Below are 23,189 nucleotides of genomic sequence, written 5' to 3'. Positions count from 1 at the left end.
CGGCTTGGACTATCGGGGAATCCTAGAGCCGCCCGGTAAACGCGCGTTAAAGAATTAGCTCAAATCAGCTGGCAATGAAGGCGAGCAGGGTGCCGTTGGCCTTGGCTGGAGGCACGACGATCGCGGCTCCGCTGCGAATGCCCGCCGAACCCAGCGCTTTCTCGGTCGCTGCGAGATCGCCGCTGACGAGCACCAGCGCGGCGCCGCCGCGTTCGGAGAGACCGGCGAGCGGCACGCCGGGATAGCGTTTGCCGAGCTGCTCCAGTGTCAGATAGACGAAGTCAGCGCGATCGCCGCCGGATGTCACCGTCACCGCATCGTCGGCCTCGGCCCTCGGTTCGCGATCGATCAGCCGTGCCAGATGCGCCGCTTCCTTCGCGGGCTCGGGCGTTGCGATCAGCACCTGGCTGATCCGCTTCGCGGCATTGGCGTGCGTCATCAGCTCGGGAATCCACACCGTCTCGCGGGTCTTGTGCTGGCAGGCGAAGATGCGCACGCCGCCCGGGGCCTCGGCGGTCGGCCACATGAAGGTACGGAATTTGGCGGCCGAGACCGTGCCATCAGGCAGCGTCACTGGCCGCTCGAAATCGGTCGGGCCGATCGGCGTGAGGCCTCGCGCGCGGATCTCCTCCGCACCGGCCGCGGAATCGATCGCGGTGAAAGCGATGCGTTCGATTCCCTCACCGTGCCGCTCGACAAAGGCGCGCGCCGGCGCGTTGTGTTCGGTCGGCACCAGTACGCCGAGCAGCTCCATATAGTCCGGGTCGAACATGATGGTGTAGTTGCCGGTGCCCATATGCGCGCTGTGGGTGCCGCGTGGCGAGAGGGTGAAACCCAGCTGCCGGTAGTTTTCGGCGGCCTTGTCGAGGTCCTGCACCATGACCACGGCGTGGTCGATACCGATGACGTTCTTGAGGGCCACTGTGATTTCCCCGAATGCAAACTGACTTTGGACGGCTTAAGCGACGGCTGTCCCTGTCTAAGCTGAATAGGCGATCAAGTCATTTTCAAATCGGCATGGGATGCGGAATTTCATTCCGCGAACTGCGGCATCGACGCGTTATGCCTTCAGCGATCCTGCTCGCTAAGATAAGCGGCGAGGATGGCGCGCTCCTCGCCGGTCATTTCGGTGATGTTGCCTGGCGGCATGGCGTTGGACCAGGCGGCGACGCGCCCGATCAGGCGGATGTTGCGGTGGATGTGCTCGGGTGCGTCGAGCAAAATGCCCTTTGGCGCGGTCACGATGCCGGCCCAGACCGGCTCGGCTGCGTGGCACATGCTGCAGCGGGACATCACGATCTCCTCGACATTTGCGAGTGTCGGCTGTGCGGGCAGCGCGCCCGTCTTGACCTCGCGCGGGCCGGCCGCGGACAGGAAGAGGATTGCGATCGCGCCCGCTGCTGCGACACCCCACACCCACCACGGCGATTTGCGCCCGGCATGGCCCTCGTTGAAGAAATGGCGGATCACTGGCCCCAGCGCCAGCACGATCGCAACGATGATCCAGTTGAAGCGCGTGGCGTAGAGCAGGGGATAGTGATTGCTGATCATCAGGACGACGACCGGCAGCGTCAGATAGTTGTTGTGGACCGAGCGCTCCTTGCTGGTCTTGCCGAGCTTTGGGTCGGGCGCCTGGCCCGCGATCAGGCTGGCAACGATCTTCTTCTGGTTCGGGATGATCACCGCAAACACGTTGGCGACCATGATGGTGCCGATGATTGCCCCGATTTGGTTGAAGGCGCCGCGCCCGCTCAGCACATGGGTGAAGGCGTAGGTCAGTGCGACCAGGAACAGATAGCCGCCGATGGCAAAGGGCAGCTCGCGCTGCGCAAGCCCGGTGCGACAGGCGGCCTCATAGAGCAGCCACGCCAGTGCGAGACTACAGAAGCTGAACAGTCCGGCCTGGATCGGTGTGAGGTCGAGGATCGACTTGTCGACCAGGAACAAATCGGCGTCGAGATAGTACACCACCACCATCAGCGCGAAGCCGGACAGCCAGGTGGTGTAGGCCTCCCATTTGAACCAGGTGAGCTCGTCCGGCATCTGGGTCGGCGCCACCAGATATTTCATGATCCGGTAGAAGCCGCCGCCATGGACCTGCCAGGCCTCGCCTTGCACGCCATCGGGCAGATCACTCTTGGGCTTGAGGCTGAGGTCGAGGGCGATGAAATAGAACGAGCTGCCGATCCAGGCGATCGCGGCGACCACGTGCAGCCAGCGCAGCAGCAAGCTCGCCCATTCCGATACGATCGATCCCCACATGATCACCCCATCAATCGCGACGTCGATGCCGCAGCTTTGATGACCGCAACCGGCGGCCGTGCCCTTACAATCTGTTGCACCGATCCGCGCCATTTTCCAGTACGATGGGTCATACCAAATGCACATCGTGCGGGCATGAGCTGACGTGGGATTTGGCAGAAAAAGTCCGGGAGGAAGGCGACGTGACAATTCGTGTTTCGCACATGATGGTGCCCGCTTGGCTGCTGGTCGCCTGCGCCGGCGCGCACGCCGAGTCCGTGCTGCAAGGCAAGGATGCCTATGGCAGCTGGCAGGCCGACAAGCCCGGCACCGTCAGGCTGATCCGCCCGCAGGATCTGGTCAAACCCGGCGCCTCGCCGTCGGTCTCCAACCCCACGCGCGTGACGGCGCGCGGTGGCGCCATGCCGCTCGTGCCAGAGGGATTCAAGATCGAGCTGCTGGCTGACGGCCTGTCCGATGCGCGTGTGCTGCGTGTCGCGCCGAATGGCGACATTTTCGTTGCCGAGACCGGGCCGGGGCGCATTCGCGTGCTGCGTCTCGGGGAGGGCGGCGCCAAGGTTGCGACCAACGAGGTGTTTGCCAGCGGGCTCAGCCGTCCCTTCGGCATCGCCTTCTTCCCGAACGGCGACAATCCGCAATGGATCTATGTCGCCAATGCCGGCAACGTCGTCCGCTTTCCCTATCACGTCGGCGACCTGAAGGCATCGGGCAAGCCAGACGTCGTGGTGGCGAACCTGGCGCACGGATCGGGGCATTCGACCCGCGACATCGTGTTCACGCCCGACGGCAAGCGCATGCTGGTGTCGGTCGGCTCCGCGAGCAACGTCGCCGAGGGCATGGGGAGCCCGCCCGGCGGGCTCGAGGCCTGGTCGCGCACGAAAGCCGTCGGTGCCTCCTGGGGCTATGAGGCCGAACGTGCGGCGGTGCTCTCCTTCGACCCCGAAGGCAAGGACCGCAAGCTTTACGCCACCGGCATCCGCAACTGCGTCGGTCTCGCAATCCAGCCGCAGACCGGCCTGCCCTGGTGCTCGACCAATGAGCGCGACGGTCTCGGCGACGATCTCGTGCCCGACTATGTCACCAGCGTGAAGGAGGGCGGCTTTTACGGCTGGCCGTGGTTCTACATCGGCAACAATGAAGACCCGCGTCACGCCGGCGCGCGGCCGGACCTCAAGGACAAGGTGACAGTGCCTGACGTGCTGGTGCAGCCGCATTCGGCCTCGCTCGGCATGACCTTCTATCAGGGCACGCAGTTTCCGTCCGAATACCAGGGCGACGCCTTCGCCGCCGAGCACGGCTCCTGGAACCGCTCGAAGCGCACCGGCTACAAGGTGATCCGCATCAGGATGAAGGACGGCAAGCCGACCGGGGAGTACGAGGATTTCGTCACGGGCTTTGTCGTGAACGACAGCCATGTGTGGGGACGACCGGTTGGAATCGCGGTGGCCAAGGATGGCGCGCTGCTGGTATCGGAGGATACGGGTGGCACGATCTGGCGGGTGACGCATTAGACTCGCGCGGCAGTGAAGGTGCACCTTCGCCCCTTCAAGGGGAGCAGGGAAGGGGCACCGAGTTTGCCTCGCCTTACCCCCGCCTCACGCTCGCGCCGCCGTCCACCGGTAGCGTTACGCCCGTGATGAAGTTCGCTTCATCCGACGCCAAAAACAGCGCGGCATTGGCGACATCCCATCCCGTGCCCATCTTCTTGCGCAGCGGCACCTTGCTGTCGCGCTCGGCTTCAACTTCGGCGCGGGTCTTGTGCCATTCGCGGGCGCGGGTGTCGACCGCCATCGGCGTGTTCATCAGGCCGGGCAGGATGACGTTGGCGCGAATGCCGTATTCGGCGTTCTGGTACGCGAGTTGCTCGGTGAAAGCGATCATCGCCGATTTCGTCGCCTTGTAGGCGACATAAGGATAGGTGGTGATCGCGGCCATCGAGGAGATGTTGATGATGGCGCCGCTCTGCTGCACGCGCATGATCGGGATGACTTCCTTCGCCGCCAGGATGCAGCTCTTCAGATTGATGGCGACGACGCGGTCGAACGCCTCCTCGGTGATCTGGAGCAGCTCGGCATCGCCGCCGGACAGGCTGACGCCGACATTGTTGTGCAGCACGTCGATCCGGCCCCAACGCGACTTGGCGTCGGCGACCATCGCCTTGAGCTCGGCTGAGCTGGTGACGTCGGCCTTGAAGGCGGCGGCGGTGCCTTCCGTCGCCGCGATCAGATCGACGGTCTCTTGCGCCGATTCCAGATGGTGGTCGACACACAGCACTTTCGCCCCCTCGCGCGCGAAGGTCAGCGCGGTGGCGCGGCCATTGCCCATGCCTTCGCCTGGGCTTTGCCCAGCGCCAACGACGATCGCAACCTTGTCCTTCAAGCGCATGTCATTTCACTCCCGGGATCGGGTACTGCTGGAGTACCTCTTTGTAATAGGGCTCGTTGTCGATCTTCATGGTGGCGAGCACGCGCACCACGCCGCAATAAAACGCGATGGTGAGCACGAGATCGACCATGTGCTCGTCGGAGAGATCGTGCGCCGGCGCGGGCGAGCGGAATTGCTGCAGCGCGGCCGTTACCAAAGCTCCGCCGCCACTGATCACCGCCACCTTGCCGGCGAGGCCGGCATCGTCCTCAGGGCCCTGCATGTCTCATCCCGATATTTTCGTGCAAACTAGCAATGGAGCGCAGAGGTGAGAAGGCCGGCCGTCCCGCGCGGATGTCATTGACATCGCACGGAATTGCATGCCGCCTGACGAGATGAGCTGCGGCTGAGCGGCGAAGGTGCGGAACCCTTTTCACGCAACTGCGTTTGTGGCGGGGAGTTTTTGGCGTTACGCTTCCTCCAGGGGTCTCCCAATCGCAAGTGGCTTGCCGATGAATCTGCTCGATCCACAAGGGCCGGTGGCTGCCGCCAACAGCACCATCCTGGTCGATTCCGTCTTCATCATGCTTGCGATCGTGGTGCCAACCATTGTCGCGATCCTGGCTTTTGCGTTCTGGTTTCGCGCGTCCAATCCGAAGGCGCGCTTCCAGCCTGACTTCGTCTATTCCGGTCGCGTCGAGATGGTGGTGTGGGCGATCCCCGCACTCACGGTGATTCTGCTCGGGGGCGTCGCCTGGATCGGCTCGCACCAGCTCGATCCCGCAGCGCCCGTGCCGGGCACCGGCAGCCCTGTGAGGATTCAGGCCGTCTCGCTCGACTGGAAATGGCTCTTCATCTATCCGGACCAGCGCGTCGCCACCGTCAACACGCTGACGGTGCCGGCCGGCGCCGAGCTGAATTTCCAGCTGACCTCGTCGAGCGTGATGAATGTGTTTTTCATCCCGCAACTCGGCAGCATGATCTACACCATGAACGGCATGGTGACGCGGCTGAACCTGCGCGCCGACAACGAGGGCAAGCTGCAGGGGCTGGGGGCGCATTTCTCCGGCGACGGCTTTCCGGACATGATGTTTGACGTCAACGTGATCTCGCCGCTCGCCTTTCCCGATTGGGTAGCAACCACTGCGAAGACCGACGCCGTGCTGAACGAGGACAGCTACAAGAAGCTGATGCAGCAGGGCATCGAGAGGGGCAGGCCGACCTATCGGCTCGAAGACCCACGGCTGTTCGACCTGATTGCGACCCAGCACATTCCGCCAGGGCCGGGGCCGGAGCTGATCTCCGATGCCGGCCGTCCCCACAGTGGAGGCCACGATGCTCGGTAAGCTCGACTGGTCGGCCATCCCGTTCGATCAGCCCATTCCGCTCATCGCCGGCGGCGTGGTGCTGGTCGGCATCCTCGCAGTGCTGATCTGGGTCGTGGTGAAGGGGCATCTGCCCTATCTCTGGCACGAATGGATTACCAGCGTCGACCACAAGCGGATCGGCGTCATGTACATCCTGCTGGCCTCGGTGATGCTGCTGCGTGGCGGCAGCGACGCCATCATGATGCGGATCCAGCAGGCAATCGCCTATCAGTCGCAGGGCTATCTCCCGCCGGAACACTACAACCAGATTTTCTCGGCGCACGGCACGATCATGATCTTCTTTGTGGCGATGCCGTTTGTGATCGGGTTGATGAATCTCGTCGTGCCGCTCCAGCTTGGCGTGCGCGACGTGGCTTTTCCGACGCTGAATTCGGTTGGCTTTTGGCTGACCGCGACCGGCGCGCTGCTGGTCAATCTGTCGCTCGTGATCGGCGAGTTCGCGCGCACCGGCTGGCTCGCCTTTCCGCCGTTGTCGGAGCTGTCCTATTCGCCCGGCGTCGGCGTCGACTATTACGCCTGGTCGCTGCAGATCTCCGGCGTCGGCACGCTGGTCGCCGGCATCAACCTTGTGACCACGGTGCTGAAGTTGCGCACAAAAGGCATGAACTATCTGCGTATGCCGATGTTCTGCTGGACGACGCTGGCCTCGAACCTCCTGATCGTTGCGGCGTTCCCGATCCTCACCGCCACGCTCGCGATGCTGCTGCTCGATCGTTACCTCGGCTTCCACTTCTTTACCAATGAAGCCGGCGGCAACGTCATGATGTTCATGAATTTGATCTGGGCCTGGGGCCACCCGGAGGTCTACATCCTGGTACTGCCGGCCTTCGGCATCTTCTCCGAGGTGGTCTCGACCTTCTCCGGCAAGGCGCTGTTCGGTTATCGTTCCATGGTGCTCGCGACCATGGCGATCTGCGTCATCTCCTTCATGGTCTGGCTGCACCATTTCTTCACGATGGGGGCAGGGCCCGACGTCAACGCCATCTTCGGCATCGCCAGCATGATCATCGCGGTGCCGACGGGCGTGAAGATCTACAACTGGCTGTTCACGATGTATGGCGGGCGCATCCGTTTCGCGACGCCAATGCTGTGGGCGGTCGGTTTCATGGTCACCTTCATCATCGGCGGGTTGACTGGCGTGCTGGTTGCGGTGCCGCCGGCGGATTTCATGCTCCACAACAGCATGTTTTTGGTGGCGCACTTCCACAACGTCATCATCGGCGGCGTGCTGTTCGGTGCTTTCGCTGGTTTCGAATACTGGTTTCCGAAGGCTTTCGGCTTCCGCCTCGACGAGCGCTGGGGCAAGATGGCGTTCTGGTTTACCTTCACAGGCTTCTACGTCACCTTCGTGCCGCTCTATGTGGCCGGCATGCTCGGCATGACGCGGCGCTTGCAGCACTATAACGTCGCCGAGTGGCGGCCGTGGATGATCGTGGCTGCGATCGGGATGGCCGTGCTGTCGATCGGCGTCATCTGCCAGATCATGCAGCTCGTGGTCAGCATCCGTAATCGCGAGGCGTTGCGCGATCGAACCGGCGATCCCTGGGACGGCCGCTCGCTGGAATGGGCGACCTCGTCGCCGCCGCCGGTGTTCAATTTCGCCTTTCATCCCGACGTCCGTGGCGAGGATGCCTATTGGGACATGAAGATCCATGCCCAGCAGCAATCGCTCGAGCACGACGTGCCTGAGTATCAGGACATCGAGATGCCCAGGAACTCGCCGACCGGCTTCGTCTGTGCGTTCTTCGCCACCATCATGGGATTTGCGCTGATCTGGCATATCTGGTGGATGGTGATCCTGGGCGGCATCGGCGCGTTCGCGACCTTCGTCGTCTTTGCCTGGCGCGACCATGACGAATACGTCATTCCGGCTGCTGAGGTCGCCGCGATCGACCGCGTCAATCTCGAGGAACGGCGCAGCCTGGTCAGCTTGGCGGGAGCGATCTGATGGCGATGACCGCGACCGTCGGCCACGCGCATGCCGATCCCCACCACATCGGCGTCGTCATCGAGCATCCCGGGCCCGCGCCTAAGAGGACCGTGACTGCCTACGGCTTCTGGGTCTTCCTGCTTTCCGACATCGTGATGTTCTCCTGCTTCTTTGCAGCCTATGCGGTGCTGGTCAGCCAGACCGCCGACGGCCCCAAGGGCTCGGAGATTTTTGAGCAGCGGAACGTCGCGATCGAGACCGTCTGCTTGCTATTGTCGAGCTTCACTTGCGGCATGGCCAGCATCGCAGCAGACGTCCGCAACCGGTTTTGGTTCTACCTCGGCATGGCCGTGACCTGTGTGCTCGGGCTGATCTTCCTGGCCATTGAGTTCAAGGAATTCGCCGACCTCGTTGCCCGCGGCTATGGCCCGTCACGCAGTGCCTTCCTGACTGCATTCTTCTCGTTGGTCGGATGTCACGGCCTGCATGTGTCGGCCGGCGTGCTCTGGCTGCTGACCATGATGGCCCAGGTCTTTGCAAAGGGCTTTCGCGCCGACGTGCTGCGCCGGATGATGTGCTTTGCGCTGTTCTGGCACGCGCTCGACATCATCTGGGTCGGCGTCTTTTCCGTCGTTTACCTGCTTGGGAGTGGCGTATGAGCGATCAGACGCACATGCGTGTCGAGCATGACATCGCCCCTGGCGATGAAGAGCAACACAGCGTCGGCGAGCGTATCGTCGGCTATGTCGTCGGCCTAGGCCTCGCGCTGCTGCTCACGGCAACCTCGTTCTTCATTGCCGGAACGGATCTGGTCTGGCAGCCCTCGATTCCCGTCGCGCTGATCGTGCTCGCGATCGCGCAAATGGGGGTGCATCTGGTGTTCTTCCTGCACATCACCACGGGGCCGGATAACACCAACAACGTGCTGGCGCTGGCCTTCGGCCTGCTGATTGTCTTCCTGGTGGTCGGTGGCACCGTCTGGATCATGGGGCATTTGAATCAGAACATGCCGCCGATGGACCAGTTCATTCGGATGCACAGCTAGCGCGGCGCAAAAAAGAAGAGCCGCTTGTTGTGACAAGCGGCCCAAGTCTAGGGAGGAAACGCCCGAGCAAAGCAATCGGACCGAAGCCGGATTGCCGCCAAGGAAACGCTCGCGCAAAGCGCTTGCGTACATATATAACTGGGGCAACTCCCGTTGGGGTTCAATTCCGGATCAATACTGTCTCGGTCTACCACTCACGGGTGCGTGAACTGTCTGTTCACTTTGGGCGGCGGCAATTGTACGCCTTGCGGAAGCCCGAGGCCTGCGCGTCGTCTTCCGAGCAGAACCAGCGGTCCGGCTTGGTGGTCGCGGCGTAGCTCGGGCAGCCCCGCAGATGATAGATGCCGATATTGCCGGTGACGCGCGCGCGCACCGCGAGCTTGCCCTTGATGGCGCAGCTCGGCGGCGCCGTCAGCTCCTCCGGAAACAGCACCGCGCGAATCTCCTTGTCGCGGTCGGCGCGGCAGGCGGCGCCGAGCAGCGCGCCGTCCTTCTTGCCGGCGCGAAACTCTTGCGGTGCAACAAAACAGCCCTTCCAGATGCCGGCGGACGCCGTCTTGGCCTCGGCCGCCGCCGGCTTGATGTTGGCCTTGATCGGCTCGCGCGCGATGGCAAAGCCCAGTTTGAGCAGCTGCTCGTTCAGCGAGACCTTGTCGCCCTCGACCGTGCAGATCGCGCGGTGGCGCTTGCCAAAATTCTTCTCGGGACCGACATCGTCGCAACGTACCGGCTTTCCGCCGATCAGCTTGGTGAGCTGGTCGCGGGCCTCGATGCCGCAGGTCCAGGGATCGGCGTGGTCGTCGATGCAGACTTGGTCCAGCTCGGGCGCGTCGACGCCGTCGAGCCGGTAGGTGACGTCGCCGAGCTGGATCGAATTGGCGTCCCGGACCGTGGCTGCGGCAGTCAGCGCGGCGGAGGGACTGGTGGTCCCCAGAAATCCGGACAGCGCGAGAAATAAAACGAGCGCGAAGGCGCGGGCGGCGGCAAATGAATTCTCGACGGACATAACTTCTCGCTATCGATGGCTCTTGCACCTCGTTCCTAGCATCCGGATGGGACGATACCAATGGTCTGCGCTGTGCGAAGTGCGACATTCGCCCGCCAGCCTTTACTCGCCGGCCGGTCTGCCCCTATCGTTTGCGGACCTTGTGAGCCGTGATGGCCGAATCGCCCGGGAAGCGGCGAGGGCGGGAGGAAGATTTCTTGATAAAAGACCCCGTGGACGTCCTGATCATCGGCGCCGGCGCTTCGGGCGCCGCGGTGGCGTGGTCGCTGGCCGAGACCAAGATGCACATTCTCTGCCTGGAGCAGGGCGGCTGGATGAACCCGGCGGAATATCCCAGCACGGGCCGCGACTGGGAGGCCAAGTTCTACGGCGAGTGGTCGTCGAGCCCCAATGTCCGCGGCCGGCCCGAGGACTATCCGGTCAACGACGACGATTCACCGATCAAGGTCGTCAACTACAACGCGGTCGGCGGCTCGACGGTGATGTACACCGCGCACTGGCCGCGGCTGCATCCCTCCGATTTCAAGGTGAAGACGCTCGACGGCGTCGCCGACGACTGGCCGATCGATTACGACGCGCTGACCCCGTTCTTCGAAGAGAACGACCGCATCATGGGCACGTCCGGTCTATCGGGCGACCCACGGTCGCCGCTGACGCATCCGCCGATGCCGCAACAGCCGCTCGGATTGTCAGGCGCGATCATCGGCAAGGCCATGAACAAGCTCGGCTGGCACTGGTGGCCGTCGGACACGACGGTCGCGACGACAGACTATGAGGGACGCGCCCGCTGCATCAATCTCGGCCATTGCACGCCGGCCTGCGCGCAAGGTGCGAAATCCTCGACCGACATCACCTATTGGCCGCATGCGGTCCGCGCCGGCGTCGAGCTGCGCACCCATTGCCGGGTGCGCGAGATCACTACCGACGAGAACGGCATGGCCTCGGGCGTGGTCTATTACGACAAGGACGGTGTCGAGCAGTTCCAGCCGGCGCATGTCGTCATCATCGCCTGCAACGGCGTCGGCACGCCGCGGCTGCTGCTGAACTCGAAATCCGACCGCTTCCCGGACGGCCTTGCCAATTCGTCGGGCCTCGTCGGCAAGAATTTGATGTTCCACCCCTATGCGCAGATCTACGGCTATGTGAAGGAGCCGACCGACAGCAATCGCGCGCCGCCGACCTGCCTGTGGAGCAAGCAGTGGTACGACACGGACCTCTCGCGCGGCTTCGTGCGTGGCTATGGCGTCCAGTTCGTGCGTGGGGCAGGCCCGGTGTTCGAGGCTGTCGTCAGCGAGCAGAAGGGCATTCTGCCCTGGGGCGCGGATCATCACCGCGTCTTCCGCAAGCTCAACGGCCATCGGCTGGGTTTCTCCGCGATCTGCGAGGATCTGCCGGAGGAGCATAACCAGGTCACGCTCGATCCTGTGCTGAAGGACAGCCACGGTATTCCCGCGCCGAAGATCAACTACACGATCAGCGACAACAGCCGGAAGATGATGGACCATGCACTCGCCCGCGGCCGGGAGATTCTCGAGACCGCCGGGGCGACCGATATCTGCGTCAATTCGCCGATCCCGTGGGGCGGCTGGCATCTGCTCGGCACCGCACGGATGGGCACTGATCCCAAGCGCTCCGTCGTCAACGAATGGGGCCGCACGCACGACGTCAAAAACCTCTTCATCGTCGACGGCAGCATCTTCGTCACCTCGGGCGGTGTGAACCCGACGTCCACCATCCAGGCCCTCGCGCTCTACATCGCCGACCAGATGAAGCAGCGCCTCGCAAACTTGTTCGACTGAGGCCGTCATGTCCGCAGACAATCAACTTACGCGCACCCAGCGCGACGACCTCCGCACCGTCGCCGGGATGATCGTGCCCGCCAGCAACGAGTACAAGGTGCCCGGCGCCGACGATCCTGTGATCCAGGCCGATATCCTTGCGACACTCGGCCGCGACACCAAATTGGTGACCGCGGCGCTGGACCATCTGGCGCGGCTCGCCGGCCAGCCACTCACGGAGCTCGATGCCGCCAGGCGCGATGCGGTGGCGCAGGAATTTCGCAAGCATGGTGGCGCGGCTGCGGCAACGCTCGTTCGCGTCATCTTGCAATGTTATTACCGCGACGACCGCGTGCTGCGATCACTCGGGCTTGAGCTGCGCGCGCCGTTCCCCAAGGGCCATGTACTCCCGGATGGCGACTGGTCGCTGCTCGACCCCGTCAAGGCCAGGTCCGGCACGTTGCGGCGGGCACCCTAGCCACCTAGGCAGTCCAGCCTTGCGCCCCGGGCGGGCCACTTGCGCCTGACGGAACAGGCCACCATCTGTGTGAGCCTCAAGGACTTTTTGCCATGCTGGATTTCACTTCAGATATCGTCGATGACGCGTCATCATCGCGAACGAGAGCCTCTGCTCCGGTCGATGACCGGACCTTGCTGGATGCCTATTCCAATGCCGTGATCGATGTGACCGACCGCGTCGGTCCGGCCGTGGTCCGTGTCGAGACCGGGCCAAAAATGCCGAACGGTCGCGAGCGCGGCGGGCTCGGCTCCGGCATCGTGATTTCGCCGGACGGGCTCGTGCTGACCAACAGCCATGTGGTCGGCGCCTCCAAGGAGATCCGGCTGCGGGATGTCGAGGGCCATGTCGGCGACGCCCGCGTGCTCGGCGTCGATCCCGATACCGATCTTGCGCTGCTGCGCGCCAACGGCGTGCGCGATCTGCCCTATGCCGCGCTTGGCAATTCCAAGACGTTGCGGCGCGGTCAGCTCGTGATCGCGATCGGCAATCCGCTCGGCTTTGAATCGACCGTCACCGCCGGCGTGGTTTCGGCGCTCGGGCGCTCGATCCGCTCGGTCAGCGGGCGCACCATCGAGGACGTGATCCAGACCGATGCCGCGCTCAATCCCGGCAATTCCGGTGGACCGCTGCTGTCGTCGAATGCCGAGGTGATCGGCATCAACACCGCCATCATCAATGGCGCGCAAGGCATCTGCTTCGCGGTCGCCAGCAATACCGCGCAGTTCGTGCTCTCGGAGATCATCCGCCATGGTTATGTCCGCCGCGCCTTTATCGGCGTCGCCGGACAGACCGCGCCGGTGCCGCGGCGACATGCGGTGCTGGCCGGCGTCGAGAACAAGATGGGCGCGCTGCTCGCGCAGATCGAGCCAGATGGACCAGCGGCGAAGGCGGGCCTGTTGCCCGGCGACGTCGTGATCAGGCTGGACGGTGTCGATATCAACGGCGTCGACGATCTGATCCGCGTGCTCGACCGCGACCGGATCGACCGGCGTCTCGCTATGGACGTGCTGCGGCTCGGCCGCCTGCGGGCGATCGATATCGATCCGATTGAGCGGAAGCCGCAGCGCTAGCGCAGGACGGGCGAGGCGGGGTATGACGGTGTCATGCCTCGCCTTCGGACCCTTGCCGCATGATGCCGGCGCATGAGACCTACGACGTCATTGTCATCGGCGCAGGTGCCGGCGGCATGACGGCTGCGGCGGTCGCCGCCGCCGAAGGCCTGCGCGTGCTGGTAATCGAGAAGACCGCGTTCGTCGGCGGCACCACGGCTTGGTCCGCCGGCATGGTCTGGATTCCCGCCAATGCCAGGATGAAGGAGGCGGGGCTCTCCGACAGCATCACGGACGCGGTCCGGTATCTGTCGAGCACGGTGCCGGAACCCGCCAACGCCGGATTGCGCGCTGCCTTCCTCGCGCGCGGGCCGGAGGCGGTCGCCTGGCTCGAAGCCAATACGGACGTGCGCCTGCAGCCGGTGAAGGTCTATCCGGACTATTATCCGGAGCGGCTCGGTGCGACGCCCGGCGGCCGCGTGTTGGAGCCAGTCGCGTTCGATGGCACCCGGCTGGGTGCGCATTTCGCGCGGCTGCGCGCACCGCTGCCGGAGTTCACGCTGTTCGGCGGGATGATGGTCAATCGCCTCGACATCCCGCATCTGCGCCGGATTGGGAAGTCGCTGCGCTCGACCCTGCGCGCGGCGCGGCTGGTCTCGGAGTACGCGCTGCAGCGGCTGCGTAGCCCGCGCGGCACGACGCTCCATCTCGGCAATGCGCTCACCGCGCGCCTCTATGCGTCGCTGCTAGCACGGCAGGTCGAGATCCTCTTCAGTGCCGATGTCGAGGACTTGTCGCTGCAGGGCGATCGCGTCGGTGGCGTGGTCATCCGCCGCGGCTCACGCGACCGTTCGATTGCGGCGCGATGCGGCGTGGTGCTCGCGACGGGTGGCTTCTCGCACGATGCGACTTTGCGCAAACGCTTCTTCCCCGCGGCGGCTGGCTTCGTCTCGGCCACCAATACGGCAGCCACGGGCGATGGGCTTCGCCTGGCGACCGCAAGCGGCGCCGTACTCAACACGGATGCGACCAGCCCGGCCTATTGGGTGCCGGCCTCGCTGTTCCGCCGCGCCGACGGTAGCCGCGGCGTGTTCCCCCATACTGTCACCGACCGCGCCAAGCCCGGCGTGATCGCGGTGAATGCGGCGGGCCGACGCTTTGTCAACGAGGCGCTGTCCTACCACGAGTTCGTGCTCGCCATGCTGCGTGACGGCAATGGCGAACCCGATCGGCCGTTCTATTTGATCTGCGACCGTCAGTTTCTCTGGAGCTATGGCCTCGGCCGCATCAAGGCATTTACGCGTGGTATCGGGCGCTACGTGGCGAGCGGCGAGTTGATCGAGGCTCCGGATATCGCGCCGCTCGCGGGGAAGATCGGCATCAAGCCGTCGGTGCTCACGGCGACGCTCGCGAGCTACAATTCCGACGCGAAGGAGGGCCGCGATCCCGAATTCGGCCGTGGCAGCACCATCTACCAGCGTCACCTCGGCGATATCAGCCACAAGCCCAACCCTTGCGTCGCGCCGATCATTCGCGCGCCGTTCTTCGCGATGCGGATCTACCCGGCCGATCTCGGCACCGCCATCGGCCTGAGGGTCGATGCGCAAGCGCGCGTGCTTCGCGAGGACGGCACGCCGATCACGGGCCTCTATGCCTGCGGCAACGACATGGGTTCGATCATGAACGGCAATTGTCCCGGGCCGGGCATCACGCTCGGGCCGGCGCTGACGTTTGGGTTTATTGCGGGACGGCATCTGGCGGAGGGGGCGGCGGTTACGCCGAGTGCTGCGAAGGCATCTGTCTAGTTATTGTCTCTGCCGTATCCACAACCTCCGTCATTGCGAGCGCAGCGAAGCAATCCAGAAATCCATCCGTGGTGGCGGTCTGGATTGCTTCGTCGCTTTGCTCCTCGCAATGACGGGCGGAGAGAGAACGCTTAGTCGCTACTCCGCAGCCACGGCAAAGCGGCTGTTTTCCAGTTCCGCCTCGAGCCGCGCCTTCTCGGCCGCCGCCAGCTTGATGTTGGCTTCCTTGACGTGGCCGAAGCCACGGATCGTCTCGGGCACACGTGCGAGGCGCGCCAGCAGCGGAATTTGCGCCGCTGTCAGCCCGGCTGTCCGCTGATCGATCATCGCGAGATAATCCTCGACCAGCTTCCGCTCGGTGCGGCGCTCCTCGGTGCGGCCGAACGGGTCGAGCGCGCCGCCGCGCAGGAATTTGAGTTTTGCCAGCACGCGGAAGGCATGGATCATCCAGCCGCCGAACTCCTGCTTCTGAAGGCGTCCCGTCGTCTTGTCGCGCTTTGCAAAGATCGGCGGAGCCAAGTGGTATTTCAGCGTGAAGTTGCCGTCGAATTTCTCCGACACCTTGCTGGCAAAGCTGCCGTCGGTGTAAAGCCGCGCGACCTCATACTCGTCCTTGTAGGACATCAGCTTGAACAGGTTTTTCGCGACCGCCTCGGTCAGCTCCGTGGACGCGGGCGAGGCGGCATTCTCTGCCTTGCGCACCATGGCAACGGCCGCGAGATAGCGATCCGCGTAGGCCTTGTCCTGATAGCCGGTCAGGAATTCGGCGCGCGTCGTGATGATGTCGTCGAGCGACTTTGTCGGAGTAGACGCCCGGCTCTTGAACTGGAGCACGCTGCGCACCCGCGACATGTCGTGGGCCGCCAGCCGCCCCCAGGTGAAGGCGAGCTTGTTCATCTCGATCGCGGCGCCGTTGATCTCGATGGCGCGGAGCAGGGCCTCCAGCGACAGCGGGATCGCGCCCCTCTGGAAGGCGAAGCCGAGCATGAAGGGATTGGTCGCGATGCTGTCGCCCATCAGCGCCGCGGCAATACCTGTCGCGTCGATGATGTCGAGGTTCTTGTCGCCGACGGCATCGCGCAGCACGGTCTGCATCGTTCCCATCTCGAAATCGATATCGGGGTTTTGCACGAAGCTCGCGGTCGGCTGCAGGTCGGCGTTGATATAGGCCTTGGTCACCCCGCGCTCGGCGCGGCTGAGTGCGGTCGGGCCTGCCGAGACGATCATGTCGCAGCCGAGGATGACGTCGGCGCCGCCGGTGGTGATGCGGACGGCGGAAATGTCCTCCGGCTTCGGCGCAATACGGACATGGCTCATCACCGCGCCGTTCTTCTGCGACAGGCCGGTGAAGTCGAGCGCCGAGCAGCCGCGGCCGTCGACATGGGCGGCCATGCCGAGCAGGGCGCCGATGGTGATGACGCCGGTGCCGCCGATGCCGGTGACGAGGATATTGTAGGGGCCTTCCAGCTCACGCGCGGGCGGCAGCGGCAAATCGGCGAACAGTTGGCCTGAATCCACCCCCGAGGTCGTCATGCGCTTCAGCGAACCGCCATGCACGGTAACAAAACTCGGGCAAAAGCCCTCGACGCAGGAAAAGTCCTTGTTGCAGTTCGACTGGTCGATCTGGCGCTTGCGGCCGAACTCGGTTTCCAGCGGCTGCACCGAGACGCAGTTGGAAGCCTGCGAGCAATCGCCGCAGCCTTCGCAGACGAGCTCGTTGATGAAGGCGCGTTTGGCCGGATCTGGATAGAGCCCGCGCTTGCGGCGGCGGCGCTTTTCGGCCGCGCAAGTCTGGTCGTAGATGACGACCGTGAGGCCCTTGATGTCGCGCAGCTCGCGCTGCACGGCATCGAGTTCGCGGCGGTGATGGATGGTTGCGCCTTGCGGGAAGTAATTGCCCTCAGGATATTTCGTCGGATCGTCTGAAACGATCGCCAGCCGCTTCACACCCTCGGCCCAGACCTGGTGCGCTATCTGCGCGACGTTAAAGCCACCCTCGGCGGGCTGGCCGCCGGTCATCGCGACGGCGTCATTGTAGAGGATCTTGTAGGTGATGTTGATGCCGGCGGCCGATGCCGCGCGAAGGGCGAGGAGCCCGGAATGCGTATAGGTGCCGTCGCCGAGATTCTGAAAAATGTGCTTCTCGGTGGTGAAGGATGACTGGCCGATCCAGTTCACGCCCTCGGCGCCCATATGCGAGATCAGATCGGTGCGGCGCGTCGGCATGCTCAGGGCCATGCCGTGGCAGCCGATGCCGGCCATGGCGCGGCTGCCTTCGGGTACGCGGGTCGAGGAATTGTGCGGGCAGCCCGAGCAGAAGAACGGCGTGCGCGCGAGCTTGATCTGCGTGCCGGCGGTGACGGGATTGTCGAAGGCCGCGAGCCGGGCGAGGCGCTGCTCCAGCACCGGGCTGTGATGGCCGAGCTTGCGCAAGCGCGCCACCAGCGCGCCCGCAACGATGGTCGGCGTCAGCTCGCCTTCGCTCGGTAGCAGCGGGGCGCCGCTTTCGTCGCGCTTGCCCGTGACCGTCGGACGCCTGGATGCATCGATATTGTAGAGGATGCGCATCAGCTGGTCTTCGATGAAGCCGCGCTTCTCCTCGACCACCAGCACGTCCTGAAGACCTTCGGCGAAACGCTTGGCGCCGCTTTCCTCCAGCGGCCAGGTCAGTGCGACCTTGTAGATGCGCAGGCCGAGATCCTGCGCGTCCTTGTCGGTAATGCCGAGATCAGCGAGCGCCTGGCGCAGGTCGAGATAGGCCTTGCCGGTCGCGACGATGCCGAGCCGCGCGGGCTTTGAATCGAGCACGATACGGTCGAGCTGGTTGGCGCGGGCAAAGGCCTGTACCGCGGCCATCTTCGGGCCGAACAGCCGCCGCTCGGCGTCAAGCGGCGGATCGGGCCAGCGGATGTTGAGACCTCCCGGCGGCATCTCGAAATCGTCGGGCAGCTTGATCCGGATACGTTCAGGGTCGCTGTCAATCGACGCCGAGCTCTCCACGGTCTCGCTGATCGCCTTGAAGCCGACCCAGCAGCCGGAGAAGCGCGACAGCGCAAAACCGTAGAGGCCGAGATCGAGATAGTCCTGCAGCGTTGCCGGATTGATCACGGGGATCAGGGCCGCCGCGAACACCTGCTCGCTCTGATGCGCCAGCGTCGAGGACTGGCAGCCGTGGTCGTCGCCGGCGAGTGCGAGCACGCCGCCATTGAGCGAGGTGCCGGCCGCATTGGCGTGCTTGAGCGCGTCGACCGAACGGTCGACGCCGGGGCCCTTGCCGTACCAGATGCCGAATACGCCATCGACCTTGGCGCCTGGAAACAGGCCGACCTGCTGGCTGCCCCAGACGGCGGTCGCCGCAAGGTCCTCGTTCAGGCCGGGGACGAAGGCGATGTCGTGCTGCTGCAGGTGCGACTTCGCGCGCCACAGCGCGTGATCATACATGCCGAGCGGGGAACCGCGATAGCCCGAGATGAAGCCGCCGGTGTTGAGCCCCTGGAGCCGGTCGCGTTCGCGCTGCAACATGGGCAAGCGGACCAGGGCCTGGGTGCCTGACAGGAAGATCCGCTTCGATTCGAGCCGGTATTTGTCGTCCAGCTCGACCTGCATCAGCGTCATTTCAGGAGTCCTCGTCTCTTAATCGGCGGGGGTTTGCGCTGCGGGAAGGATTTGCGGCTGCGCGACGCAAATTGTGACAGTCAAGGGCATGGGCCTGCGAAGTCAATACGGCTAGCCGCATCCGTGGCGCTCCTGCTAGTCATGGCTGCTTGTGGAGAACATCATGGCTGCAAACGCATTCGACACCGAGATCACGGAGACGACCGAAGCCCTGATCGCTGCGGCAGAAGCTCGACGTCATCACTGAGACCTCGCCGTACTATTCAGGCGCGGGCAATCCGTGGAACAGAGCCATCATCCCGATGGAGATGCTGAGCGTATTGTTTCAGTACCGCTCCAAGGACGATCCGCTGCCGGCCAAGGGGCCGGCTGTCGGCCTGTTCGCCGACCAGGAGATCCGGCTGGTGAAGGGTCCGCTGTTCGTCGACGAGGAATACGAGGTCGAACGCGAGGTGGTCGCGCTGTCCGGCAGCCGCCGCATCGAGAGCGCCTGGATCAAGACGCGAGTGTTCGACAAGGCGGGCACGATGGTCGCCACGATGCTGCTCAACATGGCGACGCTGAAGGATTCCTATGCGCCATATGAGGAGGAGCATCGGCGGCTGTATGGAGATACTGGCCGCAGCTAAGAAGCGCGCTTCACTGCCGCTCATCGTCTAGGCAAATGCACGTCGCAAAGCCGTCGCACAGCGAATAAGCAAACGCGGTCTCTTCCGATAACATTCTGATAGCGCTGCGAATTTCTCTACGCTGCGCGTTCAATCGCAATTGTACACAATGGCACGGCGCTTGCAGAACTCCTGGCAAAGAGAGTTCTCGCGGGGGCGTCATGTTGAACTCAACCAAGCCGACACTGGGCATCATCAGCGCCGAGCCCGAGCCGATCCAGCTCGACTGGGCAAGCACGGCGCTTCTGATCATCGACATGCAGCGCGACTTCATGGAGCCCGGAGGCTTCGGTGAAACGCTCGGCAATGATGTCAGCCAGCTCGCGCGTGCGGTGAAGCCGATCGGCGCGATGCTCGCGGCCGCACGCGACACCGGAATGCTGGTGATCCACACCCGCGAAGGCCATCTGCCCGATCTCTCCGATGCGCCGCCGGCGAAAGTCGAGCGCGGCGCGCCGTCCTTGCGCATCGGCGATCCCGGTCCGATGGGCCGCATTCTCATCCGCGGCGAAGCCGGCCACGACATCATCCCCGAGCTCTATCCGCTCGACAGCGAGGTCGTCATCGACAAGCCCGGCAAGGGCGCGTTCTACGCCACCGAGCTGACCGATGTGCTGGAGAAATACGGCATCGAAAATCTCCTGGTGTGCGGCGTCACCACCGAAGTGTGCGTCAACACCACCGTGCGCGAGGCCAATGACCGCGGCTATCGCTGCGTCGTCATCTCGGATGGCTGCGCATCCTACTTCCCCGAGTTTCACGAGATGGGCCTGAAGATGATCAAGGCCCAGGGCGGCATCTTCGGCTGGGTCGCGGACTCAGCCGCAGTCTTGGAGGCGATGAGGACTTCGACCACACAGGGGTAATATCATGAGCGCATCGACGGGGACGGCCGGCAAATCCGAGATGAACAGGTCCGAGTTCAAGCCGGCGCTATGGACATCGGGCGACTGGAATGCGTTTTTCGGCTTCGGCACCAACATCCTCGTCAACATGCTGGTGCTCACGGGCCTGTTGCGCTTCGTGCTGAAAATGCCGGACAGTCTCGTGTTCGGCCGCATCCTGCCCGCACTCGGGCTCATGATGTGCCTCTCCACCTTCTACTACGCGTACCTCGCCTATCGTCTCGCGCAGAAGACCGGCCGTAGCGACGTTTGCGCGCTGCCCTCCGGCGTCAGCGTGCCGCACATGTTCATCGTCACATTCGTGATCATGCTGCCGGTGACGCTCAAGACCGGCGATCCCTTGAAAGGTTGGTCGGCCGGCCTGGTCTGGGTGTTCTTCCAGAGCTTCATCCTGATGATCGGCGGCTTCATCGCGCCCTTTATCCGGAAGATCACCCCGCGCGCCGCACTGCTCGGCACGCTCGCAGGCGTCTCGCTGACCTTCATCGCGATGCGTCCGGCGCTCGAGATGTACATGACCCCGCAGATCGGTCTGGTCTGCTTCGCCATCATTCTGGTGAGCTGGTTCGGTGGCGTGAAATATCCGAAGAGCATTCCCGCCGGGCTGGTCGCGATCGTGGTCGGCATGATCATCGCCTGGGGCTCGAACCTGTTCGGTCTCGGCCTCGGCGGATTGAGCGTCAACGGCGTCGGCGATGCCTTCGCCAATTTCGGCTTCTCGGTGCCGATCCCGGCGGCGAACTATGTCTTTTCCGGCTTCGAATATCTCGGAATCATCCTGGTGACGGCGATTCCTTTCGGCATCTATGACCTCGTCGAGGCCATGGACAATGTCGAGAGCGCAGAAGCCGCCGGCGACGAATATCCGACCACGCGGGTGCTGACCGCCGACGGCGTCGTCAGCCTGATCGGCTGTCTGATGGGCAATCCCTTCATCAACGCGGTCTATATCGGTCATCCCGGCTGGAAGGCGATGGGCGGCCGGATCGGCTATTCGGCGGCGACCGGCATCATGGTGGTGGTCCTGTCCTGGTTCGGCGTCATCTCGGTGCTGTTGGCGCTGGTGCCCGTCGTCGCGATCTCGCCGATCCTGCTCTATATCGGCATGCTGATGACCGCGCAGGCCTTCCAGACCACGCCGTCGAAGCACGCGCCCGCCGTGGCGCTGGCCTTCACGCCGCATCTCGCCGCCTGGGCCAAGCTCCAGATCGACACCATGCTCGGCTCGACCATGAATGCGGCGGCAACCGTCGGCGGCTTGGCGGCCGACAAGGCCGACGCGGTCAAGGCGGCCGCGATCGCCGCGCTTCCGCAGCAAGGCGTCTTCTATCACGGCCTCGAAGTCATGGGCGGCGGCTCCATCCTCGGCGGTCTGATCCTGGGTGCGATCGCCGTCTTCATCATCGAGCGCGACTTCGAAAAGGCGTCGGCCTTCGCATTCGTCGGTGCGCTGCTGACCTACTTTGGCTTCATGCACGGCGAAGCAGTCGGAATCGGCGGCGGCTTTGGTGTCACGCCTGCCGTGGCGTTCGCCTATGCCGCGATGGCGGCCGGCCTGTTCGCGGCGAGCAAGCTCGGCACCGCCGAGCATTATGCCGTGCATCCGGAAATGCATGCGGCACCGGCGGAATAGACAGTCGAGATCTGGCGATTGCGGCCGGTGAAGCAAGCGACCCGGCCGCTTCGTCGTAAGATTTCGCTGTTCCTGCAGGCCGGTCAGTCGGCGCCTGGGTCGTCGAACAGACCGAGTGCGCGCAGACCGCTGCTGCCGAATGCGGATGAGGGGAAATCCGCCGTCTCCAGCCGCAAGCTGTGATGGCTGTTCGGCAGGTCGGTTGCGAGGACGATGGTGTCCCGGTCAAGGAAATTGGGCGCCTTCATCGGCCGAATCTCGACGCCGTCGATTGTGACGATTGATCTCTCGAGCAGCGTAGAGGCGCGCCCGCTGACGATGAGCGCGATGCCACACGCCTTGCAGTCGAGCTCGAAGCGAGCGGTGCTTTGCGTGATGGCCCAGATCTGCCCCCAGATGTTCGAATGCGTCAATTCCCACCCGTCGCGGTCGATGGGAGCGAAGTCGGTCGCCGGCATCAACCCGACATGCTCATAGAGTGACGATCCAAGCGGCGCCGGCAACGGTTCGGGGGTGAGTGCGCCGTGCGTCGCCGCCTGCTGCCGCAACACTTTTTCGAAGAAGTTCGTGCAGAAGCTGGCAGCATAGCGATTGCCAAGATCATTGGGGTGAACCACGTCCACGATCACGTCGCGCCAGGCGAGCCGTCCGGCCTCTATCTCCGGCCACAGCGCGTCGCGGAAGCTGATCATCGGCAGGTCGTAGTGCCGGCCGATCGGCGCCTGCATCGATTGCATGTTGCCGCCCTTCTCCCACATCATAAACAGCAGCAGCGCGGCCGGCGCGGTGCGGTGGTCAAGGATGTGCCGCAACAGTCCCTCGTAGGCGTACGCATCGGCGGAGGCATCGTTGACACCGAATTCGACGATCACGAGATCCGGGTCTTTAGACAGCAGATCGACGCCGACGCGAAACGCGCCCAGCAGCGAACCTGTGCCCGCAAGTCCGGCATTGACCACCGAGAGGGACGCGTTGGGAAAGCGTTGGCCCCACCAAGCCGCAATTTGCGATGCATAGTTTTGCGGTGGACCCTGGGTGATCGAGCCGCCGATGAAACCGAGCGTGACCGGTTCACCCCGCGCCGCCTTGGCAAATACCCGCTTCAGGCGCGTGGTGTTGCCCGGCGAGACGACGCTGCGCGCAACCATCTCGGCATTCGGTGCAGCGAGGGCGCGACGGGAGGCGGGCAACAGCGTGGTGCCCATGGCGATGCCGGCGCCG

At 64.1% G+C, this 23,189-nt stretch carries 18 protein-coding genes and 1 pseudogene; 12 read left to right on the top strand and 7 right to left on the bottom strand.

Going from position 1 to position 23,189, the window contains the following annotated elements; genetic code table 11:
• Positions 1 to 64: 64 nt before the first annotated feature.
• Together JJC00_RS28810 and JJC00_RS28805 are read right to left on the bottom strand one after the other, a co-directional pair.
• Positions 65 to 922, bottom strand: a complete 858-nt coding sequence (locus JJC00_RS28810) for a VOC family protein (protein ID WP_200469219.1) — start codon at positions 920 to 922, stop codon at positions 65 to 67.
• Between the two features lie 146 nt (positions 923 to 1,068).
• On the bottom strand, positions 1,069 to 2,262 hold the full coding sequence (locus JJC00_RS28805; RefSeq protein ID WP_200469218.1) for a urate hydroxylase PuuD: 1,194 nt from the start codon (positions 2,260 to 2,262) through the stop codon (positions 1,069 to 1,071).
• Positions 2,263 to 2,468: 206 nt separating this feature from the next.
• Here JJC00_RS28805 and JJC00_RS28800 point away from each other — a divergent pair, with 206 nt between their 5' ends.
• Positions 2,469 to 3,773, top strand: a complete 1,305-nt coding sequence (locus JJC00_RS28800; protein WP_200474267.1) for a PQQ-dependent sugar dehydrogenase — start codon at positions 2,469 to 2,471, stop codon at positions 3,771 to 3,773.
• A 73-nt stretch (positions 3,774 to 3,846) separates the two neighbouring features.
• Here JJC00_RS28800 and JJC00_RS28795 read toward each other — a convergent pair whose 3' ends face one another.
• Together JJC00_RS28795 and JJC00_RS38355 are read right to left on the bottom strand one after the other, a co-directional pair.
• Positions 3,847 to 4,647 (bottom strand): SDR family NAD(P)-dependent oxidoreductase, encoded by an 801-nt coding sequence (locus tag JJC00_RS28795; protein ID WP_200469217.1) that lies wholly within the window; start codon positions 4,645 to 4,647, stop codon positions 3,847 to 3,849.
• A 1-nt stretch (position 4,648) separates the two neighbouring features.
• Positions 4,649 to 4,909: a hypothetical protein gene (locus JJC00_RS38355; RefSeq protein ID WP_246773954.1), complete on the bottom strand. Its 261-nt coding sequence runs from the start codon at positions 4,907 to 4,909 to the stop codon at positions 4,649 to 4,651.
• Between the two features lie 229 nt (positions 4,910 to 5,138).
• On the opposite strand from JJC00_RS38355, the gene JJC00_RS28780 reads away from it, so the two are divergent.
• Genes JJC00_RS28780 through cyoD form a run of 4 tightly spaced genes read left to right on the top strand, consistent with a single transcriptional unit; the run spans position 5,139 to position 8,989 of the window.
• Positions 5,139 to 5,972, top strand: a complete 834-nt coding sequence (locus JJC00_RS28780) for a cytochrome ubiquinol oxidase subunit II (protein ID WP_200469216.1) — start codon at positions 5,139 to 5,141, stop codon at positions 5,970 to 5,972.
• Complete coding sequence (gene cyoB, locus JJC00_RS28775; protein ID WP_200469215.1) at positions 5,962 to 7,962, top strand: cytochrome o ubiquinol oxidase subunit I; 2,001 nt, start codon at positions 5,962 to 5,964, stop codon at positions 7,960 to 7,962. Before JJC00_RS28780 ends, cyoB begins: the two co-directional genes overlap by 11 nt.
• The gene (locus tag JJC00_RS28770) at positions 7,962 to 8,603 is read left to right on the top strand and encodes a cytochrome (ubi)quinol oxidase subunit III (RefSeq protein WP_200469214.1); all 642 of its coding nucleotides are present in this window, start codon (positions 7,962 to 7,964) and stop codon (positions 8,601 to 8,603) included. The genes cyoB and JJC00_RS28770 overlap by 1 nt, the downstream gene beginning before the upstream one ends.
• The gene (cyoD, locus tag JJC00_RS28765; protein ID WP_200469213.1) at positions 8,600 to 8,989 is read left to right on the top strand and encodes a cytochrome o ubiquinol oxidase subunit IV; all 390 of its coding nucleotides are present in this window, start codon (positions 8,600 to 8,602) and stop codon (positions 8,987 to 8,989) included. The genes JJC00_RS28770 and cyoD overlap by 4 nt, the downstream gene beginning before the upstream one ends.
• 217 nt (positions 8,990 to 9,206) lie before the next feature.
• On the opposite strand, the gene JJC00_RS28760 is transcribed toward cyoD, so the two are convergent.
• On the bottom strand, positions 9,207 to 9,995 hold the full coding sequence (locus tag JJC00_RS28760) for a thermonuclease family protein (RefSeq protein ID WP_200469212.1): 789 nt from the start codon (positions 9,993 to 9,995) through the stop codon (positions 9,207 to 9,209).
• Between the two features lie 200 nt (positions 9,996 to 10,195).
• Here JJC00_RS28760 and JJC00_RS28755 point away from each other — a divergent pair, with 200 nt between their 5' ends.
• The 4 genes from JJC00_RS28755 to JJC00_RS28740 all read left to right on the top strand — a co-directional run bounded on the left by JJC00_RS28755 (position 10,196) and on the right by JJC00_RS28740 (position 15,147).
• On the top strand, positions 10,196 to 11,794 hold the full coding sequence (locus tag JJC00_RS28755) for a GMC family oxidoreductase (RefSeq protein ID WP_200474266.1): 1,599 nt from the start codon (positions 10,196 to 10,198) through the stop codon (positions 11,792 to 11,794).
• A gap of 7 nt (positions 11,795 to 11,801) precedes the next feature.
• The gene (locus JJC00_RS28750) at positions 11,802 to 12,251 is read left to right on the top strand and encodes a hypothetical protein (RefSeq protein ID WP_200469211.1); all 450 of its coding nucleotides are present in this window, start codon (positions 11,802 to 11,804) and stop codon (positions 12,249 to 12,251) included.
• A 92-nt stretch (positions 12,252 to 12,343) separates the two neighbouring features.
• A complete protein-coding gene (locus JJC00_RS28745) occupies positions 12,344 to 13,363 on the top strand; it encodes a S1C family serine protease (protein ID WP_200469210.1) in 1,020 nt (339 codons plus the stop codon).
• 59 nt (positions 13,364 to 13,422) lie between these two features.
• Positions 13,423 to 15,147, top strand: coding sequence for an FAD-dependent oxidoreductase (locus JJC00_RS28740; RefSeq protein ID WP_200469209.1), 1,725 nt, complete (start codon positions 13,423 to 13,425; stop codon positions 15,145 to 15,147).
• Between the two features lie 138 nt (positions 15,148 to 15,285).
• Here JJC00_RS28740 and JJC00_RS28735 read toward each other — a convergent pair whose 3' ends face one another.
• Entirely contained in the window at positions 15,286 to 18,762 is a 3,477-nt protein-coding gene (locus JJC00_RS28735) for an indolepyruvate ferredoxin oxidoreductase family protein (protein WP_200469208.1), read from the bottom strand.
• Positions 18,763 to 18,977: 215 nt separating this feature from the next.
• Here JJC00_RS28735 and JJC00_RS28730 point away from each other — a divergent pair.
• From JJC00_RS28730 to JJC00_RS28720, 3 genes and pseudogenes are all read left to right on the top strand, one after another.
• Positions 18,978 to 19,391: pseudogene (locus JJC00_RS28730) on the top strand (hypothetical protein); the annotation flags it as partial.
• A gap of 200 nt (positions 19,392 to 19,591) precedes the next feature.
• On the top strand, positions 19,592 to 20,296 hold the full coding sequence (locus JJC00_RS28725; protein WP_200469207.1) for a cysteine hydrolase family protein: 705 nt from the start codon (positions 19,592 to 19,594) through the stop codon (positions 20,294 to 20,296).
• Positions 20,297 to 20,300: 4 nt separating this feature from the next.
• Positions 20,301 to 21,968: a regulator gene (locus JJC00_RS28720; protein ID WP_200469206.1), complete on the top strand. Its 1,668-nt coding sequence runs from the start codon at positions 20,301 to 20,303 to the stop codon at positions 21,966 to 21,968.
• A gap of 83 nt (positions 21,969 to 22,051) precedes the next feature.
• Here the strand turns inward: JJC00_RS28720 and JJC00_RS28715 are convergent, their stop codons facing one another.
• Positions 22,052 to 23,173 (bottom strand): SGNH/GDSL hydrolase family protein, encoded by a 1,122-nt coding sequence (locus JJC00_RS28715; protein WP_200469205.1) that lies wholly within the window; start codon positions 23,171 to 23,173, stop codon positions 22,052 to 22,054.
• Positions 23,174 to 23,189 lie beyond the last annotated feature (16 nt).

It is taken from the genome of Bradyrhizobium diazoefficiens (genome assembly GCF_016616885.1).
GTDB lineage: Bacteria > Pseudomonadota > Alphaproteobacteria > Rhizobiales > Xanthobacteraceae > Bradyrhizobium > Bradyrhizobium diazoefficiens_F.
This window is presented reverse-complemented; position numbering and strand designations above follow the sequence as displayed.

What these genes read in the sequence shown, in the direction of transcription:
- JJC00_RS28805 (WP_200469218.1), bottom strand. Translation starts at nt 2,262, where the DNA reads ATGTGGGGATCGATCGTATCGGAATGGGCGAGCTTGCTGCTGCGCTGG.
- JJC00_RS28800 (WP_200474267.1), top strand. Translation starts at nt 2,469, where the DNA reads ATGGTGCCCGCTTGGCTGCTGGTCGCCTGCGCCGGCGCGCACGCCGAG.
- JJC00_RS28795 (WP_200469217.1), bottom strand. Translation starts at nt 4,647, where the DNA reads ATGCGCTTGAAGGACAAGGTTGCGATCGTCGTTGGCGCTGGGCAAAGC.
- JJC00_RS38355 (WP_246773954.1), bottom strand. Translation starts at nt 4,909, where the DNA reads ATGCAGGGCCCTGAGGACGATGCCGGCCTCGCCGGCAAGGTGGCGGTG.
- JJC00_RS28780 (WP_200469216.1), top strand. Translation starts at nt 5,139, where the DNA reads ATGAATCTGCTCGATCCACAAGGGCCGGTGGCTGCCGCCAACAGCACC.
- cyoB (WP_200469215.1), top strand. Translation starts at nt 5,962, where the DNA reads ATGCTCGGTAAGCTCGACTGGTCGGCCATCCCGTTCGATCAGCCCATT.
- JJC00_RS28770 (WP_200469214.1), top strand. Translation starts at nt 7,962, where the DNA reads ATGGCGATGACCGCGACCGTCGGCCACGCGCATGCCGATCCCCACCAC.
- cyoD (WP_200469213.1), top strand. Translation starts at nt 8,600, where the DNA reads ATGAGCGATCAGACGCACATGCGTGTCGAGCATGACATCGCCCCTGGC.
- JJC00_RS28760 (WP_200469212.1), bottom strand. Translation starts at nt 9,995, where the DNA reads ATGTCCGTCGAGAATTCATTTGCCGCCGCCCGCGCCTTCGCGCTCGTT.
- JJC00_RS28750 (WP_200469211.1), top strand. Translation starts at nt 11,802, where the DNA reads ATGTCCGCAGACAATCAACTTACGCGCACCCAGCGCGACGACCTCCGC.
- JJC00_RS28745 (WP_200469210.1), top strand. Translation starts at nt 12,344, where the DNA reads ATGCTGGATTTCACTTCAGATATCGTCGATGACGCGTCATCATCGCGA.
- JJC00_RS28740 (WP_200469209.1), top strand. Translation starts at nt 13,423, where the DNA reads ATGATGCCGGCGCATGAGACCTACGACGTCATTGTCATCGGCGCAGGT.
- JJC00_RS28735 (WP_200469208.1), bottom strand. Translation starts at nt 18,762, where the DNA reads ATGACGCTGATGCAGGTCGAGCTGGACGACAAATACCGGCTCGAATCG.
- JJC00_RS28725 (WP_200469207.1), top strand. Translation starts at nt 19,592, where the DNA reads ATGTTGAACTCAACCAAGCCGACACTGGGCATCATCAGCGCCGAGCCC.
- JJC00_RS28720 (WP_200469206.1), top strand. Translation starts at nt 20,301, where the DNA reads ATGAGCGCATCGACGGGGACGGCCGGCAAATCCGAGATGAACAGGTCC.
- JJC00_RS28715 (WP_200469205.1), bottom strand. Translation starts at nt 23,173, where the DNA reads ATGGGCACCACGCTGTTGCCCGCCTCCCGTCGCGCCCTCGCTGCACCG.